Genomic DNA, 16,714 nt, shown 5'->3' with positions numbered 1-16,714 from the left:
ATAAGCTGAAAGTTTGAAAGGAGGATACCTCAAGTGATCCAACAAGAATCTCGTATGAAAGTTGCGGACAACTCAGGTGCTCGTGAAGTATTAACAATTAAAGTACTTGGTGGTTCTGGAAGAAAGACTGCTAATATCGGTGACATCGTAGTTTGTACGGTTAAACAAGCAACACCAGGTGGTGTTGTCAAAAAAGGTGAAATCGTTAAAGCTGTTATCGTGCGTACTAAATCAGGCGCTCGTCGTGCCGACGGTTCATATATTAAATTTGATGAAAATGCATGTGTGATTATTCGTGATGATAAGAGTCCACGTGGAACTCGTATCTTTGGACCAGTTGCTCGTGAATTACGTGATAGCAACTTCATGAAGATAGTCTCACTAGCACCAGAAGTGTTATAATACATACTCATGCTTAAAGGAGGTGCGAAACAAGATGTTCGTTAAAACAGGCGATAAGGTAAAAGTTATCACAGGTAAAGATAAAAACAAAGAGGGAATCATTTTACAAGTATTTCCGAAAAATGACCGCGTAATCGTTGAAGGTGTTAACATGATGAAAAAACACCAAAAACCTAGCGCAACAGCTCCTCAAGGAGGAATTATCGAAACTGAAGCATCGATTCACGTTTCTAATGTAATGGTGATTGATCCATCTAATGGAGAACCAACACGCGTTGGATACAAAGAAGTAGATGGCAAGAAAGTACGTATTTCCAAAAAAACTGGAGAAGTTTTAGATAAATAAGCAAATTAGGAAGGAGGCCCTTTTTAGATGAACCGCCTAAAAGAAAAGTATCTTAAAGAAGTAACACCATCAATGATGGAAAAATTTAATTACACATCTGTAATGCAAACACCAAAAGTTGAAAAGATCGTTGTCAACATGGGTGTGGGCGATGCAGTTTCAAATACTAAAAACTTAGACAAAGCTGTTGAAGAATTAGCATTAATCACTGGTCAAAAACCAATCATTACTAAAGCTAAGAAATCAATCGCTGGTTTCCGTTTGCGTGAAGGTATGCCAATCGGATGTAAAGTTACTCTACGTGGAGAAAGAATGTACGAATTTTTAGATAAATTAGTAACAGTTTCATTACCACGTGTACGTGACTTCCATGGTATTAGTAAAAAATCATTTGACGGACGTGGAAATTATACTTTAGGTGTTAAAGAACAATTAATTTTCCCTGAAGTTGACTATGATTTAGTTGATAAAGTCCGAGGTATGGATATTGTAATCGTAACAACTGCTAATACTGACGAAGAATCTCGTGAATTATTAGCTCAACTTGGAATGCCATTCCAAAAATAATTAAAGGAGGCGAACTACGTGGCTAAAAAATCAATGATTGCTAAAAACAAACGTCCTGCAAAATTTGCAGTACAAGAGTACACACGTTGTGAACGCTGTGGACGTCCACATTCAGTTTATCGTAAATTTAAACTTTGTCGTATTTGCTTCCGTGAACTTGCCTATAAAGGACAAATTCCCGGCGTGAAGAAAGCAAGTTGGTAAAAAAGTAAACCGCTAAAGGAGGTAAATGTTTCAATGGTTATGACAGATCCAATTGCAGACTTTCTAACTCGTATCCGTAACGCGAATATCGTGAGACATGATTCATTAGAAGTACCTGCATCTAAAATTAAACTAGAAATCGCTAAAATCTTAGAACGTGAAGGTTTTGTGCGTGAAGTAGAAACCATCGAAGATGACAAACAAGGCATCATTCGTGTATTCTTAAAATACGGTAAAGATAACGAACGTGTTATTACTAACTTAAAACGTATCTCAAAACCAGGTTTACGTGCATATGTTAAAGCTGACGAAGTACCAAAAGTACTTAACGGTTTAGGTATCGCTATTATCTCAACTTCAGAAGGTGTCTTAACTGACAAAGAAGCTAGAGAACGTAACATCGGTGGAGAAGTATTAGCATACGTTTGGTAAAAATTAAAGATCAAGGAGGTGTCCTAGAGTGAGTCGTATTGGTAATAAACCAGTTGTTATTCCTGCAGGTGTTACAGTAACACAAAACGGAACAACAGTTACAGTTAAAGGACCTAAAGATGAATTAACTCGTGAGTTTTCATCTAATATTACATTAAACATCGAAGAAGGCGTAGTGACATTAACTCGTCCAGACGATAGTAAAGAAAACAAAACTTTGCATGGAACAATGCGTGCTAACTTAAACAACATGGTTGTTGGTGTTAGTGAAGGTTTTGAAAAAGCTCTAGAATTAATCGGGGTTGGATACCGTGCTCAATTACAAGGCAAAAAACTTGTATTGAACGTTGGATACTCTCATCCAGTTGAATTCGAAGCTCCAGAAGGTATTACAGTTGAAGTTCCTTCTAACACATCTGTTATTGTTAAAGGTGCTAACAAAGAAGTTGTTGGTGAATTAGCAGCTAACATTCGTGGCGTACGTCCTCCAGAACCTTATAAAGGTAAAGGTATTCGCTATGTTGGTGAATATGTAAGACGTAAAGAAGGTAAAACAGGTAAATAATAAATAAGAGGTGACCGTTGTGATTACAAAACCAGATAAAAACAAAACGCGTCAAAAGAGACATCGTCGCGTACGTAACAAAATCTCTGGTACTGCTGAGTGCCCACGCTTGAACGTTTTTCGTTCTAACAAAAACATCTACGCTCAAATTATTGATGACGTAGCGGGTGTGACGCTAGCAAGTGCCTCTACTGTAGAGAAAGAATTTACAGCAGAAGATAAAACAGCAGCAGCTAAAGCCGTAGGCGCAGCAGTTGCAAAAAGAGCAAACGAAAAAGGTATTAAAGCAGTAGTCTTTGACCGTGGTGGATACCTTTACCATGGCCGTGTTGAAGCATTAGCACAAGCAGCACGCGAAAATGGACTAGAATTTTAATAGAAGGAGGAACACCATTCATGGTTAATATTGATGCTAGACAATTCGACTTAGAAGACCGCGTCGTTGCTATCAACCGCGTATCTAAAGTTGTTAAAGGTGGACGTCGTTTACGTTTCGCAGCTTTAGTAGTAGTTGGTGACAGAAATGGTCATGTTGGATTTGGTACAGGTAAAGCACAAGAAGTACCAGAAGCTATTCGTAAAGCAGTAGAAGATGCTAAGAAAAACTTAATTGAAGTACCAATGGTAGGTTCAACTATTCCTCACGAAGTGATTGGTTCATTCTGTGGTGGACGTATTTTAATGAAACCTGCACTTGCCGGTTCTGGGGTTGCAGCTGGTGGACCAGTTCGTGCCGTCCTTGAGTTAGCTGGTATTTCAGATATCACAAGTAAATCTTTAGGTTCAAATACACCTGTAAACGTTGTTCGCGCAACGATTGAAGGATTAAGCAGATTGAAGAGAGCAGAAGAAGTTGCCGCGTTAAGAGGCCTTTCTGTTGAAGAATTAATCGGATAGGAGGACTAAAAATGAGCGAATTAAAAATTACGTTAAAACGTAGTATCATTGGACGTCCCCAAAACCAACGTGATACAGTCAAAGCATTAGGTTTGAAAAAAACTAATTCAACTGTTGTTAAACCAAACAATGAAGCAATCAAAGGTATGGTTAACACTGTGTCACATTTAGTGGACGTAGAAGAAATTTAATTAAATTTCAACAAACTACTTTAAGGAGGTGCCGAGTTAATGAAACTTCATGAGTTAAAGCCGGCAGAAGGATCAAGACAAGTACGTAACCGTGTGGGTCGTGGATCATCATCTGGAAATGGTAAAACATCAGGTCGTGGTCAAAAAGGTCAAAAATCACGTTCAGGTGGTGGCGTACGTTTAGGATTTGAAGGGGGTCAAACACCTTTATTCCGACGTTTACCAAAACGTGGATTTACTAATATCAACCGTAAAGATTATGCTGTTGTTAATCTTGACGTATTAAACCGTTTCGAAGACGGAGCAGAAGTAACACCGACAATCTTGATGGAAGCAGGAATCGTTAAAGATGCTAAATCAGGAATCAAGGTATTAGGTAACGGGGAATTATCTAAAAAACTTACTGTTAAAGCAGCAAAATTCTCTAAATCCGCTCAATCTGCCATTGAAGCAGCTGGTGGTACAATAGAGGTGATCTAATGTTTAAACTGTTGAAGGATTCGTTTAAAGTAAAGGAAATCCGTAGTAAGATCTTCTTTACTCTTTTCATTCTCTTCGCGTTTAGGGTTGGGGCTCATATCACTGTACCGGGTGTAGATGCAAAAGCATTAATTGGATTAAATGATCTTGCACTTGTAACGATGTTTAATACAGTTAGTGGGAACGCCATGGAAAACTTCTCACTGTTCGCAATGGGTGTTTCTCCATACATTACCGCATCAATCATCATACAGTTATTACAAATGGACATCGTTCCAAAATTTGTAGAATGGTCGAAACAAGGAGAAGTTGGTCGACGTAAGTTGAACCAAGCGACTCGCTATTTAGCACTAGTAATTGGGTTTGCACAATCTATAGGGATTACAGCCGGATTTAACCAATATACCCAAGCAGGGTTCGTTAAATCGCCAAGTGCATATACTTACTTTACTATCGGATTAATACTAACAGCTGGTACGATGCTTGTTACCTGGATGGGTGAACAAATTTCGGAACGTGGAATTGGTAACGGTGTTTCAATGATTATCTTTGCAGGTATCGTTGCTCGTTTCCCTACAAGCGTTAGAGAAATCTATGAAAAATTATTCGTCAATGTTGAAGCAGGACATATTTTTAAATCTGTCGCATTGTTATTACTCTTAGTCGTAGCAGTTATTGCCGTAGTAACACTCGTTACTTACGTGCAACAAGCAGAAAGAAAAATCCCAATTCAATATACAAAACGTGTTGCAGGTGCACCGCAAAGTAGTTATTTACCATTAAAAGTAAATGCTGCTGGGGTTATCCCAGTAATCTTTGCAAGTTCACTGATTGCAACACCTCAAATGATACTAAGCGCTTTATCCGCTACTCAAGGTGGTAAAGGCTGGTACGAAGTTCTGATGACTATTTTTAGTTATCAAACGATTCCAGGTGGGATTGTCTATACGATTCTGATTGTTGCTTTTACATTCTTCTATGCATTTGTTCAGGTTAACCCTGAAAAAGTAGCTGAGAATTTGCAGAAGCAAGGAAGCTATATCCCAAGTGTACGACCTGGTAAACCGACTGAAACTTACATCTCTAAATTATTAATGAGATTAAGTACAGTTGGATCAGTCTTCTTAGGATTAGTGGCAATTTTACCAATCTTAGCTCAAAACTTGTGGAATTTACCACAATCAATCGGTTTAGGTGGTACAAGTTTGCTGATTGTCATTAGTGTGGCTCTTGAAACTAACAAGCAGCTTGAAGGACTACTATTAAAACGTCAGTACACTGGTTTTATCAGAGAGTAAGAGTGCGTGTTGAGGTTATGCCTCAGCACTTTTCTCGAACTTAAGGAGGAAGACAAATGAATCTCATCATTATGGGGTTGCCAGGAGCAGGAAAAGGAACACAAGCAGAAAAAATTATCGATACTTATGGAATTCCACATATCTCAACTGGAGATATGTTCCGTGATGCAATGAAGAATGAAACTAAACTTGGATTAGAAGCAAAAGCTTTTATTGAAAAGGGAGAGTTAGTTCCGGACGATGTGACAAACGGGATTGTTAAAGATCGCTTGGCACAAGCTGATACGGAAAAAGGATTTTTGTTAGATGGATTTCCTCGTACGTTAGCTCAAGCAGAAGAATTAGATAAAATTATAGAGGAATTAGGCAAAAAGATAGACGTTGTCCTAAACATTCATGTGGAACCTGAAGTTCTTGTCGAACGATTAGCAGGTCGTTTCATTTGTAAGACATGTGGCGCTACTTATCACAAAATGTATAACCCACCAAAAGTGGAAGGTACATGTGATCGTTGTGGTGGTCATGAGTTTTATCAAAGAGAAGACGACAAACCAGAAACGGTTAAAAATCGTTTAGCAGTGAACATCAAAAACACAGAACCAATCTTAGCTTATTATGAAAACCAAAAACTGATTTCTGCAGTTGATGGAAATCGTGATATTAATCTCGTTTTTGAAGATATTAAAAAAATATTGGATGAATCGAAATAAGCCACATTTTAGCTATCTAACATTCAGCGAGTCACCTTTTTGCTTGACTTATAATTTTAATATATGTTAAAATCCCATGAGTCAACTTTTGATTCTTGATTTATTATGGTATAATAGTCAAGTTGAAAAAAAGAAGTGTGAATTCTATTGTTCAGTTTGTCAGCATGTCAAATTTAAAACAATGTTATTAAGGAGGTACTAGTTGTGGCGAAAGAAGAAATGATTGAAATCGAAGGTACAGTCGTCGAAACTTTGCCGAATGCAATGTTTAAAGTTGAATTAGAAAATGGGCATGTTATCTTGGCACACGTTTCAGGAAAGATCAGAATGCATTACATTCGTATTTTACCTGGCGACAAGGTAACGGTTGAGTTATCTCCGTATGACTTAACACGTGGCCGTATTACTTATCGCTTTAAATAATTGTACTCCGTAAAATCAAGGAGGTATAATCATGAAAGTAAGACCATCAGTTAAACCAATTTGTGAAAAATGTAAAATAATTCGTCGTAAAGGTCGAGTTATGGTTATCTGTGAAAACCCAAAACATAAACAACGTCAAGGATAAAAGGAGGTTAACGAATAATGGCTCGTATTGCAGGTGTAGATATCCCTCGTGATAAACGTGTTGTAATTTCTCTTACATACATTTATGGTATCGGAAAAAACACAGCACAAAAAGTTTTAAAAGAAGCAGGCGTTTCTGAAGAAATTCGCGTGCGCGATTTAACAAATGAGCAAACTGACGCGATCCGTGCAGCAGTTGACTCATTAAAAATTGAAGGTGACTTACGTCGTGAAGTGAACTTAAACATCAAACGTTTGATGGAAATTGGTTCATACAGAGGTATGCGTCACCGTCGTGGATTACCAACTCGTGGACAAAACACGAAAAATAATGCACGTACTAGAAAAGGACCAGCTCGTTCTATCGCTGGCAAGAAAAAATAAGATTAGAGTGAAGGAGGTTTAAAGCTTCATGGTAGCAAAAAAAGTTACTAGAAAACGTCGAGTGAAAAAAAATATTGAAGCAGGTGTGGCACATATCCACTCTACATTCAATAATACAATTGTGATGCTAACAGATGTACATGGAAATGCTATTTCTTGGTCATCAGCAGGTGCATTGGGATTCAGAGGTAGTAAAAAATCAACACCATTTGCGGCTCAAATGGCAGCAGAAACTGCAGCTAAAGCAGCAATGGAACACGGTTTAAAAACTGTTGACGTAACTGTTAAAGGACCTGGTTCAGGTCGTGAAGCAGCTATTCGTTCATTACAAGCAACAGGATTAGAAGTGACAGCAATTCGTGACGTTACTCCAGTTCCTCACAATGGATGCCGCCCTCCAAAACGCCGTCGTGTTTAATGAGAGAATCATTCCTTTGTTAGGACTTTTAGCGACATTGAACAGGACACTTTTCGTTTTGAAAGGGGTATAGATAAGAATGATTGAATTTGAGAAACCAAGAATCACAAAAATTGATGAAGATAGAGACTATGGTAAGTTCGTAATCGAGCCTCTAGAAAGAGGTTACGGAACAACTTTAGGAAATTCTTTACGCCGTATCTTATTGTCATCTCTTCCAGGTGCTGCAATCACTAATCTACAAATTGAAGGTGTTTTACATGAATTTTCAACAATTCCTGGAGTACGTGAAGATGTAACGCAAGTCATTTTAAATATTAAAGGCTTAGCATTAAAACTTTTCGCGGAAGAAGAGAAAACATTAGAAATCGATATCACTGGCCCAGCTGAAGTAACAGCAGGCGACATATTGACTGATAGTGATGTTGAAATTATGAATAAAGATTTATTCATTTGTAGTGTAGCTGAAGGAGCAACATTCCGTGCAAGCCTTATGGTTAAACCTGGCCGTGGGTATGTTCAAGCAGACGAAAACAAATCGGAAGATATGCCAATTGGTGTGTTACCGGTAGATTCTATCTACACTCCAGTGAGTCGTGTGAACTATCAAGTAGAAAACACACGTGTGGGTCGTCGTGATGATTTTGACAAATTAACTTTAGATGTTTGGACAGATGGATCTATCGCTCCACAAGAAGCTATTAGTTTAGCAGCAAAAATCTTGACTGAGCACTTAGATATTTTCGTTAACCTTACGGACGAAGCTAAGAATGCTGAAATTATGATCGAAAAAGAAGAAACACAAAAAGAAAAAATGTTGGAAACAACTATCGAAGAATTAGATTTATCTGTACGTTCATACAACTGCTTGAAACGTGCTGGTATCAACACGTTACAAGAATTAACAAATAAATCTGAAGCGGAAATGATTAAAGTCCGTAACTTAGGACGTAAATCTCTAGAAGAAGTGAAAGCTAAACTAGGTGATTTAGGCTTAGGATTACGCCAAGACGACTAGTCATTAACATCGATTAAAGGAGGAAATACGACGTGAGTTATCGTAAATTAGGTCGCACAAGTAGCCAAAGAAAAGCTTTACTTCGTGATTTAACGACTGACTTAATTATTAATGAACGCATTGAGACTACAGAAGCTCGTGCTAAAGAAATTCGTTCAACAACTGAAAAAATGATTACTTTAGGTAAACGCGGAGATCTTCATGCTCGTCGTCAAGCGGCATCATTCGTTCGTGACGAAGTTTTAGAAGCACACTTAGCTGATGACCAAGAAACTATCGTTCAAGAAACAGCTTTACAAAAATTATTTAATGATTTAGGACCTCGTTATGCAGACCGTCAAGGTGGTTATACACGCATCCTTAAAAAAGGACAACGCCGTGGAGACGCTGCACCAATGGTTATCATTGAATTAGTATAATATATTTGTTATGCATCACTTTATAGATGATTCTTTTAGAGTGTTATGATGTTGGAGTATTCTTACTCCGAGTCTAGCTCGGTGCTTGCCCTCCGAAATTCGTTTCGGGGGGTACGCTCTCATCATATAAAGTGCTTTTTTTTACCCAAAATTGGAACCGTTTCACGTATTTTGACGATCATAAACACAATTATTCGTTTTTTTGTGCTTTTTACTGTACTGTTAGTAAAAGGTAGAAAGAAGCTTTTTAATTTATATAGAAAAGGGAGATATCTGATGAGTCATCCTCAAATTGAATTAAAAGAGATTACATTTAACTATCATGAAGATGATAAAAAAGCATTAGACAATGTATCATTATCGATCAACCCTGGGGAATGGGTCGCTTTAATTGGTCATAATGGTTCGGGGAAGTCAACGTTAGCCAAAACAATTAATGGTCTAATTCGTCCAACAGCAGGCGAAATTTTGATTAATGGCGAAAAATTAACAGAAGAGAATCTGTGGGATATGCGAAAAATGATTGGCATGGTCTTTCAGAATCCAGATAATCAATTTGTGGGATCAACTGTTGAAGATGACGTGGCTTTTGGCTTAGAAAATCAAGGTATTCCACGCGAGGAAATGTTAGTGCGTGTGAAAGATGCTCTTGAACGCGTACGCATGTCAGAATTTACTTTAAGAGAGCCTTCAATGTTGTCAGGAGGCCAAAAACAACGGGTTGCGATAGCAGGCGTGGTAGCATTACGTCCTGATGTCATTATCCTAGATGAAGCGACTTCAATGCTTGATCCAGAAGGACGAGCAGAAGTGATTCAAACGATTAAGAAAATTAAAGATGAATCGAATCTAACGGTGATTTCAATTACGCACGACATCGATGAAGCGGCTTTTGCTAATCGTGTCTTAGTGATGAATTCAGGACAATTAGTTGCTCAAGGGACACCAGAAGAAATTTTTTCGGGTAACCGTGAGCTTGTTGAGCAAGGTTTAGATATTCCGTTTCCAGAAAAATTAAAAGCGGCGTTAGAAGATCGTGAGATTGAAGTACCGCAAGAATATCTGACGGAAGAAAGGTTGGTGGAATGGCTATGGACATCCGGTTTGAAGAAGTAAATTTCACTTACCAACCTAAAACACCATTTGAGCAACGGGTTTTATTTGATATTAATTTAGAAATTCCTAGTCATAGTTATACAGCAATTGTTGGGCATACTGGTAGTGGGAAATCAACGCTCTTACAACATTTAAATGCGTTGTTGAAACCAACGAGTGGTCGTGTGATATTGGGGAATCGTGAAATTACACCTGAAACAACGAATAAAAATTTAAAACCATTGCGTAAAAAAGTTGGGATTGTTTTTCAATTTCCTGAGTCACAATTGTTTGAAGAGACAGTTGCCAAGGATATTGCTTTTGGACCAAAAAATTTCGGCGTTTCAGAAGAAGAGGCAACTCGTTTAGCAGCTGAAATGATCGAATTAGTAGGCTTAGATGCGTCTTATTTAGACCGTTCACCTTTTGATTTATCTGGAGGACAAATGCGTCGAGTGGCAATTGCTGGTGTTTTAGCGATGGAACCAGAAGTTATTATCTTGGACGAGCCAACAGCAGGTCTAGATCCTAAAGGTCGTAAAGAAATGATGGATATGTTTTATCGTCTGCATAAAGATAAGGGCTTGAGTATTATTCTTGTGACGCATCTAATGGATGATGTGGCAGAGTATGCTGATTATATGATTGTTTTAGAAAAAGGTAAGATTCAAAAAGATGGCCATCCGCGTGAGATTTTTAGTGATTATGCGTGGCTAAAAGAAAAACAGTTGGGTGTACCGAGTGCAACTGAATTTGCCTTCCGCTTGATGGACGAAGGTGTTCAGTTTTCGCAATTGCCTTTGACGGTGGCAGAGCTTGCTGATGAGTTGACGGCAAACATAAAGGGGGATCTAAAAAAGCATGAATAAACTTTTATTAGGTCGTTTTATCCCGGGAGATTCATTCGTTCATCGTTTGGATCCACGTGCAAAATTACTTACGAGTTTTTACTTTATTATTATTATCTTCTTTTGTAATAACTTTGTCTCTTTTGGTGTCATGTTTTTATTTGTTTTAGCAGCGATTCTAGCATCTAAAATAAATTTAGGCTTTTTCATCAAAGGGGTGAAACCATTAATTTGGTTAATCCTGTTTACTGTTTCTCTACAAATACTTTTTACAACAGGTGGCGAAGTCTATTTTAAACTAGGCTTTTTAACAGTTAGTGAATTTGGTTTAGTTAACGGTGCATATATCTTTTTCCGCTTTGTCTTAATTATTCTGATGTCGACGCTATTAACACTAACCACAGCGCCATTATCTTTATCAGATGCGATTGAGTATCTGTTAAGACCATTAAAGGCGGTTAAGTTCCCAGCTCATGAAACATCAATGATGCTTTCGATTGCACTTAGATTCGTACCAACATTAATGGATGAAACAGAAAAAATTATGAATGCGCAACGTGCGCGTGGTGTTGATTTTAATGAAGGCAATTTAATGCAAAAGATGAAAGCTATTGTACCGCTGTTAATTCCACTTTTTGTTAGTGCATTTGACCGTGCTGAAGACTTGGCACTTGCAATGGAAGCAAGAGGTTATCGTGGCGGTGAAGGGCGGAGTAAGTATCGTGTTTTACGTTGGACACTTAAAGATACACTGATCATTGTGAGCATGGTTGTTTTAACAGCCTTGTTAATGTGGGTTAGAAATTAAAGATGAAATAAATAAGGGAGTGTGACAAAAATAGTCATACTCCTTTAATTACGAGTAAAGGTTGTGATAGAAGGCATTTGGGTAGAAAACAGCCGAATGCTTCTGTTATAACTGCTTAATTATTTTAAAGGGAAGTGAAAGAATGCCTCGTTTTAAAGCGATTATTCAATATGATGGAACCAATTATGCGGGGTTCCAAATTCAAAAAAATGGACGAACGATTCAAGAAGAGCTTGAAAAAACATTAAAAAAATTAAACAGTGGCACAAGAGTCACGATTCATCCGTCAGGACGTACGGATGCAGGAGTTCATGCTGTAGGTCAAGTCATTCATTTTGACATGCTGCATCCACGAGACGCTGAGAAGCTGCGTTATGCGCTCGATACGCAAACGCCACATGATATTAATATTACCAGTGTCGAAGAAGTTGATGAGATGTTCCACGCGCGCTATATGTCGACAGAGAAGACGTATCACTACCGTGTCGATCGTAGTCCAACAAAAAGTCCATTCAAACGTCTGTACACGTCACACTACCAATACGATTTAGATCTTGATGTGATGCGTGAAGCAGCAAAAGATATTGTTGGGACACATGATTTTAGCATTTTTTGTGCAACAGGTAGTTCAGTTGAGGATAAAACGCGCACTGTTTATGAAGTGCGTATTGAAGAACAACCAGATCATGAGTTACTGTTTATTTTTAGAGGCAACGGATTCCTCTATAAAATGGTGCGTATGCTCGTTGGGACCTTACTTAAGATTGGTGGCGGTCGTTTACCTCAGGACGCCATACAACGCGCCCTAGAGAGTCAAGACAAGAAAATGACAGGACCGACTGCTCATCCGCAAGGTTTATATTTGATGGAAGTCAAGTATGACAAGCCTTTAGATTAGAAAAAAGATTGAAAAAAACTTCGGAAAACGATTGACAGATGAACGAATTACCTTTAATATGGTAAATGGTATTGTTTGCCCCACGATGAGCCCCGGAATCTTATTGTGTATTGTCAAACAACAGAAGAAAATTGGAGGAAAGAAACCCATGCGTACAACATATATGGCCAAACCAGGCGAAGTAGAGCGTAAATGGTATGTAGTAGATGCAACAGATGTTCCTTTAGGTCGTCTATCTACTGTCGTAGCGTCAATCTTACGCGGAAAAAATAAACCAACATTTACACCACATGTAGATACTGGTGATTATGTAATTGTAATTAATGCAGACAAGATTAAATTAACAGGACACAAAGCGACTGATAAAGTTTATTATCGTCATAGCCAACACCCAGGTGGATTAAAATCTGTCACTGCTGGTGAATTACGTGCTAAAAATTCTCGTCGTTTAATCGAAACTTCTATCAAAGGTATGTTACCAAAAAATACTTTAGGACGTAAACAAGGTTCTAAATTATTCGTTTATGGTGGAAGCGAACATGAACAACAAGCACAAAAACCAGAAGTATTAGACATTACTAACCTAATTTAAGGAGGGAATTTCATTGGCTAAAGTACAATATATCGGCACAGGCCGTCGTAAAAAATCTGTAGCACGTGTACGCTTAGTACCAGGTACAGGTAAAGTAGTTATGAACAACAAAGATATTGAAGAATATATTCCACATGCTGACTTACGTGAAGTAATCATGCAACCACTAGTAGCAACTGAAACTAAAGGATCTTATGATGTATTAGTTAACGTTAACGGTGGTGGATACGCAGGACAATCTGGCGCAACTCGTCACGGTATCGCTCGCGCGTTACTAACAGTAGACCCAGACTTCCGTCCAGTTCTTAAACGTGCTGGCTTGTTAACACGTGACGCTCGTATGGTTGAACGTAAAAAACCAGGTCTTAAAAAAGCTCGTAAAGCATCACAATTCTCAAAACGTTAATATTACTTATATATCAACGTTTCAAACACCTTTTGGTTCACACCAAAGGGTGTTTTTTTTACGCTTTTTTAAAAAGTTCACACCAAAATTCACACCATTTTCACACCATTCAATTTTTCAAATTTCGATAAGCGATTTCCCCGACAGCCATAGGAACTATATTTGACGTATTAACATAGTATTTTGTTGTATTTGTATCACTATGTGTTAGAGCCTCAGAGATAGTTTCTATAGATACACCACTCAAGCGAGCTAAAGTTGCTCCTGTATGGCGTAATTTGTGTGGTGTAGCGTGTGTAAGTTCAGGGTGTCTACGTTTAACTGTTTTCATTTTATTATTTAAGTAATCAGCGTGTAAGCGACTATTTACATTGCCTTTAGAATCAATATAAGTAAATACATACTGTTCATCAACTTGAAGAATATTAAATTTAGCCAATTCTTGTTTTTGTTGAATTTTCCAAGAGTGGAGTAAAGCTGTTAGCTCAGCAGGTATTGAGAAAATAGTTTTTTTATTTCCTTTAGTATTTTTCACACCTTTTTTTCTGTCTAAAGCTTGTACTAAACTAATTTCTTTATTTTCTAAGTTGATATGCTTCCATTGTAGAGCATAAGATTCTGATTTTCTGTTTCCAAGAAAGAATGTAGTAAAGAATAAAACGTAGTCTTTTAAAGACAGTTTGTCTTGTTCTAAGTCTTGTTGAAATGCTGAAAACCATGCTTGTAATTCTTCTTTTGATAAGTATAGATCAGAATCATTTTTTTCTTCTTGTAGTTGAATTTTCTTAATAGCTTTTATTCTTCTAATCGTTTTTGCAATTCGATTATATTCAATATAATCCAGTTCTTCTGCCCAATCAAAAATTGAAATAACATAACTTTTTATTGTTTTGAAATTAGCATATTCTCTAGATTTTTGAGTCATTAAATTGAGAATAACTTGTTTATTATTATTTAGAAAATCAATTGAATAATTACCTAAGAGTGGTAAAATATGCTTTCTAAATATAATTTCAGTATTTTCAATAGTGACAATGGTTGGTGGCTTAGCAGTAGAAGTTGTTTGTCCTGATTTGTATGCTTCCCACCATATGTTTGTATAAAAATCTGAAAAAAGAATGTTACCGTCACTCTCTAAAGGTATGTCTATACCTCCATCAAATATATTTGAAATTTTAGTTAATAACTCTATTTCAAATTTTCTGGCATCACTTCTTTTTTTGAATCTTTTTTCAACTACCTTAGAGGAAATCCCTAAAGATGATTTTACTTCTTCAGGGATATACATTCTAAGTCTATATGTTCCATTTTCTGTTTTTGTTATTGCCATGATAAATTTCTCCTTTTAGTTTGAGCTAGAAAATTATCATAGTAAAATCATAAATCAATTATGATTATTTTTCTAGCCCATTTATCCATTTATGAATTTCATTTTTATCAAATCTAATTGTTTTTCCAATTCTTATAGTTGGTAAACCTTTAGTTATCCAATTATCTAGAGTGTTATTAGAAATATTTAGGTACTCACAAGTTTGTTTTTTATTTAGGTAGGGACTAGATAAATTTAGATTGGTGAGATGAAACTTTATTTCTTGCTCTATTAAATTAGATATTAGCTGTTGAATTTCTTTCACTTGTTCATCTAGTAATATGACGTTCATATTTTTTACCTCCATTTCATATTATTAATAAATGTTTCAAGTATTGTTCTCACAGCATTATTCTTATCAATCATTAATTCATTTGAAAATGTATAGATATATTTTTCTTTTTCAACTGAATCAGAAAAAGGTTGAGTTGTTTTTTTCTCTTTTACAGGGAAGGACAGGTGATAAACATCATTAATATTTACTAATATGTCTAACCTTCTAATAAATTGATTTATATCTTCATTTACATTATTTTTTGAATCATAGAAAAAACTGTTAGAATCCTTAATGCTTGAAATAATAATAATTTTTGCTGATCCAACTTTATTTCGATAACGAGCAGAAATTGGACTAACGGTATATGGATCAAGTAATTTCAACCAATCCGATGCAGTCAAACTATCTCCTCGGACATCGTCCATAAAAAGAATCTCTTGCCCATTGTATTCATCAAAAGGGTTAGTTGAAGCAGTCATACAATGTTCCCATCGTTCATTTTTTTCTTTTGCCAATTGCTTAATTTTTGATATTAGTAATTTTGAAAAGACTGTTTTTCCAGCTCCACTATCACCAGTTATAAAAAGAATAGTTTTTTTAAATTCCCCATTCTCCAGAGCATTAATTGTTTTAAGTCCTTTTTTTTCAGTATAAACAGAAAAAGCATCATCTATTTTTCTTTGATTAAGAGCATATGTTTTATAGTAATCATCAGTAAGAAGGATTTCGTTTTTAGAAATATTTCCCTCAAGAATTTCAGATATTAAGTAATCTACACTTAAATTAGCTTCGGAAGCTTCTTTAGTTGCACGTCCTTTAGTCCATGACTCTTTTTTTTGATTATAGATAGTGAGGTAGTTTTCTCCTCGAACGGTTATTACTTCTTCAGGGGAGTAAGGATACTTATCTCTGTCTTTCGCATGGATAAGATAAGCGAGTAAGTTATCATAGCCATATCGTCCAGATTTAGCTTTTTCTAAGTATTGAGATTCTAAACCTATGTAACTAGCTAAATTTTCTAATGTAGCTCCTTTTTCAAATTTGATTAATAGATGTATATGTGTTGTTTTAGTATTTGAAATATATGTTTTTGTTTGAGTATCCCAAACGCTTATTTCATCTTTATCATGCTTAATACCATAGGCTTCTGAGACGATGCAATCTTCTTCTTCAATTTTTTTGATGATTTCTTTTATTAAGGGTTCGATTGAATTATTGCGAGCATCATCAATGATTTTACTGTTCCAACCTTGCCAGTGTTCAGGTTCTAACTGTTGTACAACCATTACACAAGTTAAAGTGGATAATTTCTTATAATTAGTCATAGTTAAAATCCATTCTTTTAATTATTCTGTGTAGCTTATTGTTGAAGTAGCTTTATAAATATCGGTTTTATTGGTTTTTAAGTATCCGACATGTTGACAAGCCCTGTCGGATACACCCGTAGAGAATAGTTAGAGTTAAAAAATTACTCATTTGATTGATAAATCAAATGAAAGACAACTAACTAAGTAGAATAGACT

27 protein-coding genes are annotated in these 16,714 nt (G+C 36.5%); 24 read left to right on the top strand and 3 right to left on the bottom strand.

Features of this window, described 5'->3' with window-relative positions; all coding sequences use genetic code 11:
• Nucleotides 1–33: 33 nt before the first annotated feature.
• The 24 genes from rplN to rpsI all read left to right on the top strand — a co-directional run bounded on the left by rplN (nucleotide 34) and on the right by rpsI (nucleotide 13,545).
• Complete coding sequence (gene rplN, locus ESZ54_RS05230; protein WP_136136630.1) at nucleotides 34–402, top strand: 50S ribosomal protein L14; 369 nt, start codon at nucleotides 34–36, stop codon at nucleotides 400–402.
• A 34-nt stretch (nucleotides 403–436) separates the two neighbouring features.
• On the top strand, nucleotides 437–748 hold the full coding sequence (gene rplX / locus ESZ54_RS05225; RefSeq protein ID WP_136136629.1) for a 50S ribosomal protein L24: 312 nt from the start codon (nucleotides 437–439) through the stop codon (nucleotides 746–748).
• 27 nt (nucleotides 749–775) lie between these two features.
• Complete coding sequence (rplE, locus tag ESZ54_RS05220) at nucleotides 776–1,315, top strand: 50S ribosomal protein L5 (RefSeq protein WP_136136628.1); 540 nt, start codon at nucleotides 776–778, stop codon at nucleotides 1,313–1,315.
• Nucleotides 1,316–1,333: 18 nt separating this feature from the next.
• Nucleotides 1,334–1,519: a type Z 30S ribosomal protein S14 gene (locus ESZ54_RS05215; protein ID WP_077275924.1), complete on the top strand. Its 186-nt coding sequence runs from the start codon at nucleotides 1,334–1,336 to the stop codon at nucleotides 1,517–1,519.
• Between the two features lie 33 nt (nucleotides 1,520–1,552).
• The gene (gene rpsH, locus ESZ54_RS05210; protein WP_136136627.1) at nucleotides 1,553–1,951 is read left to right on the top strand and encodes a 30S ribosomal protein S8; all 399 of its coding nucleotides are present in this window, start codon (nucleotides 1,553–1,555) and stop codon (nucleotides 1,949–1,951) included.
• 28 nt (nucleotides 1,952–1,979) lie between these two features.
• A complete protein-coding gene (gene rplF / locus ESZ54_RS05205; protein WP_136136626.1) occupies nucleotides 1,980–2,516 on the top strand; it encodes a 50S ribosomal protein L6 in 537 nt (178 codons plus the stop codon).
• Between the two features lie 19 nt (nucleotides 2,517–2,535).
• Entirely contained in the window at nucleotides 2,536–2,892 is a 357-nt protein-coding gene (rplR, locus tag ESZ54_RS05200) for a 50S ribosomal protein L18 (RefSeq protein ID WP_136136625.1), read from the top strand.
• Between the two features lie 20 nt (nucleotides 2,893–2,912).
• A complete protein-coding gene (rpsE, locus tag ESZ54_RS05195) occupies nucleotides 2,913–3,413 on the top strand; it encodes a 30S ribosomal protein S5 (RefSeq protein ID WP_136136624.1) in 501 nt (166 codons plus the stop codon).
• A gap of 11 nt (nucleotides 3,414–3,424) precedes the next feature.
• Entirely contained in the window at nucleotides 3,425–3,604 is a 180-nt protein-coding gene (rpmD, locus tag ESZ54_RS05190) for a 50S ribosomal protein L30 (protein WP_136136623.1), read from the top strand.
• 39 nt (nucleotides 3,605–3,643) lie between these two features.
• Nucleotides 3,644–4,084 carry a 50S ribosomal protein L15 gene (gene rplO, locus ESZ54_RS05185; RefSeq protein WP_136136622.1) on the top strand — a complete coding sequence of 147 codons (441 nt, stop codon included), beginning with the start codon at nucleotides 3,644–3,646 and terminating at the stop codon, nucleotides 4,082–4,084.
• Nucleotides 4,084–5,382, top strand: a complete 1,299-nt coding sequence (gene secY, locus ESZ54_RS05180; protein WP_136136621.1) for a preprotein translocase subunit SecY — start codon at nucleotides 4,084–4,086, stop codon at nucleotides 5,380–5,382. The genes rplO and secY overlap by 1 nt, the downstream gene beginning before the upstream one ends.
• A 56-nt stretch (nucleotides 5,383–5,438) precedes the next feature.
• Nucleotides 5,439–6,092, top strand: a complete 654-nt coding sequence (locus ESZ54_RS05175; RefSeq protein WP_136136620.1) for an adenylate kinase — start codon at nucleotides 5,439–5,441, stop codon at nucleotides 6,090–6,092.
• Between the two features lie 204 nt (nucleotides 6,093–6,296).
• Nucleotides 6,297–6,515, top strand: a complete 219-nt coding sequence (gene infA, locus ESZ54_RS05170) for a translation initiation factor IF-1 (RefSeq protein WP_077275915.1) — start codon at nucleotides 6,297–6,299, stop codon at nucleotides 6,513–6,515.
• A 31-nt stretch (nucleotides 6,516–6,546) separates the two neighbouring features.
• Nucleotides 6,547–6,660, top strand: a complete 114-nt coding sequence (gene rpmJ, locus ESZ54_RS05165) for a 50S ribosomal protein L36 (RefSeq protein WP_071457744.1) — start codon at nucleotides 6,547–6,549, stop codon at nucleotides 6,658–6,660.
• A gap of 17 nt (nucleotides 6,661–6,677) precedes the next feature.
• Nucleotides 6,678–7,043, top strand: coding sequence for a 30S ribosomal protein S13 (gene rpsM, locus ESZ54_RS05160; RefSeq protein WP_136136619.1), 366 nt, complete (start codon nucleotides 6,678–6,680; stop codon nucleotides 7,041–7,043).
• A gap of 28 nt (nucleotides 7,044–7,071) precedes the next feature.
• Complete coding sequence (rpsK, locus tag ESZ54_RS05155; protein ID WP_136136618.1) at nucleotides 7,072–7,461, top strand: 30S ribosomal protein S11; 390 nt, start codon at nucleotides 7,072–7,074, stop codon at nucleotides 7,459–7,461.
• Nucleotides 7,462–7,540: 79 nt separating this feature from the next.
• Nucleotides 7,541–8,479 (top strand): DNA-directed RNA polymerase subunit alpha, encoded by a 939-nt coding sequence (locus ESZ54_RS05150; protein WP_136136617.1) that lies wholly within the window; start codon nucleotides 7,541–7,543, stop codon nucleotides 8,477–8,479.
• A 32-nt stretch (nucleotides 8,480–8,511) separates the two neighbouring features.
• Nucleotides 8,512–8,898, top strand: a complete 387-nt coding sequence (gene rplQ, locus ESZ54_RS05145) for a 50S ribosomal protein L17 (RefSeq protein WP_136136616.1) — start codon at nucleotides 8,512–8,514, stop codon at nucleotides 8,896–8,898.
• A 276-nt stretch (nucleotides 8,899–9,174) separates the two neighbouring features.
• Nucleotides 9,175–10,014, top strand: a complete 840-nt coding sequence (locus ESZ54_RS05140) for an energy-coupling factor ABC transporter ATP-binding protein (RefSeq protein ID WP_136136615.1) — start codon at nucleotides 9,175–9,177, stop codon at nucleotides 10,012–10,014.
• Nucleotides 9,990–10,862: an energy-coupling factor ABC transporter ATP-binding protein gene (locus ESZ54_RS05135; RefSeq protein ID WP_136136614.1), complete on the top strand. Its 873-nt coding sequence runs from the start codon at nucleotides 9,990–9,992 to the stop codon at nucleotides 10,860–10,862. The genes ESZ54_RS05140 and ESZ54_RS05135 overlap by 25 nt, the downstream gene beginning before the upstream one ends.
• The gene (locus tag ESZ54_RS05130) at nucleotides 10,855–11,649 is read left to right on the top strand and encodes an energy-coupling factor transporter transmembrane component T family protein (protein ID WP_136136613.1); all 795 of its coding nucleotides are present in this window, start codon (nucleotides 10,855–10,857) and stop codon (nucleotides 11,647–11,649) included. The genes ESZ54_RS05135 and ESZ54_RS05130 overlap by 8 nt, the downstream gene beginning before the upstream one ends.
• A 142-nt stretch (nucleotides 11,650–11,791) precedes the next feature.
• Complete coding sequence (truA, locus tag ESZ54_RS05125; protein WP_136136612.1) at nucleotides 11,792–12,547, top strand: tRNA pseudouridine(38-40) synthase TruA; 756 nt, start codon at nucleotides 11,792–11,794, stop codon at nucleotides 12,545–12,547.
• A 148-nt stretch (nucleotides 12,548–12,695) separates the two neighbouring features.
• Entirely contained in the window at nucleotides 12,696–13,139 is a 444-nt protein-coding gene (rplM, locus tag ESZ54_RS05120) for a 50S ribosomal protein L13 (RefSeq protein ID WP_136136611.1), read from the top strand.
• A 13-nt stretch (nucleotides 13,140–13,152) separates the two neighbouring features.
• Nucleotides 13,153–13,545, top strand: coding sequence for a 30S ribosomal protein S9 (gene rpsI / locus ESZ54_RS05115; RefSeq protein ID WP_136136610.1), 393 nt, complete (start codon nucleotides 13,153–13,155; stop codon nucleotides 13,543–13,545).
• A 109-nt stretch (nucleotides 13,546–13,654) separates the two neighbouring features.
• On the opposite strand, the gene ESZ54_RS05110 is transcribed toward rpsI, so the two are convergent.
• The 3 genes from ESZ54_RS05110 to ESZ54_RS05100 all read right to left on the bottom strand — a co-directional run bounded on the left by ESZ54_RS05110 (nucleotide 13,655) and on the right by ESZ54_RS05100 (nucleotide 16,516).
• Complete coding sequence (locus tag ESZ54_RS05110; RefSeq protein ID WP_136136609.1) at nucleotides 13,655–14,875, bottom strand: site-specific integrase; 1,221 nt, start codon at nucleotides 14,873–14,875, stop codon at nucleotides 13,655–13,657.
• Nucleotides 14,876–14,939: 64 nt separating this feature from the next.
• On the bottom strand, nucleotides 14,940–15,206 hold the full coding sequence (locus ESZ54_RS05105; RefSeq protein WP_136136608.1) for a helix-turn-helix domain-containing protein: 267 nt from the start codon (nucleotides 15,204–15,206) through the stop codon (nucleotides 14,940–14,942).
• 5 nt (nucleotides 15,207–15,211) lie between these two features.
• Nucleotides 15,212–16,516 carry a Rep family protein gene (locus ESZ54_RS05100; RefSeq protein ID WP_136136607.1) on the bottom strand — a complete coding sequence of 435 codons (1,305 nt, stop codon included), beginning with the start codon at nucleotides 16,514–16,516 and terminating at the stop codon, nucleotides 15,212–15,214.
• Nucleotides 16,517–16,714: the final 198 nt, after the last annotated feature.

Source organism: Vagococcus silagei (genome assembly GCF_004795745.1).
Taxonomy (GTDB): domain Bacteria; phylum Bacillota; class Bacilli; order Lactobacillales; family Vagococcaceae; genus Vagococcus; species Vagococcus silagei.
This window is presented reverse-complemented; position numbering and strand designations above follow the sequence as displayed.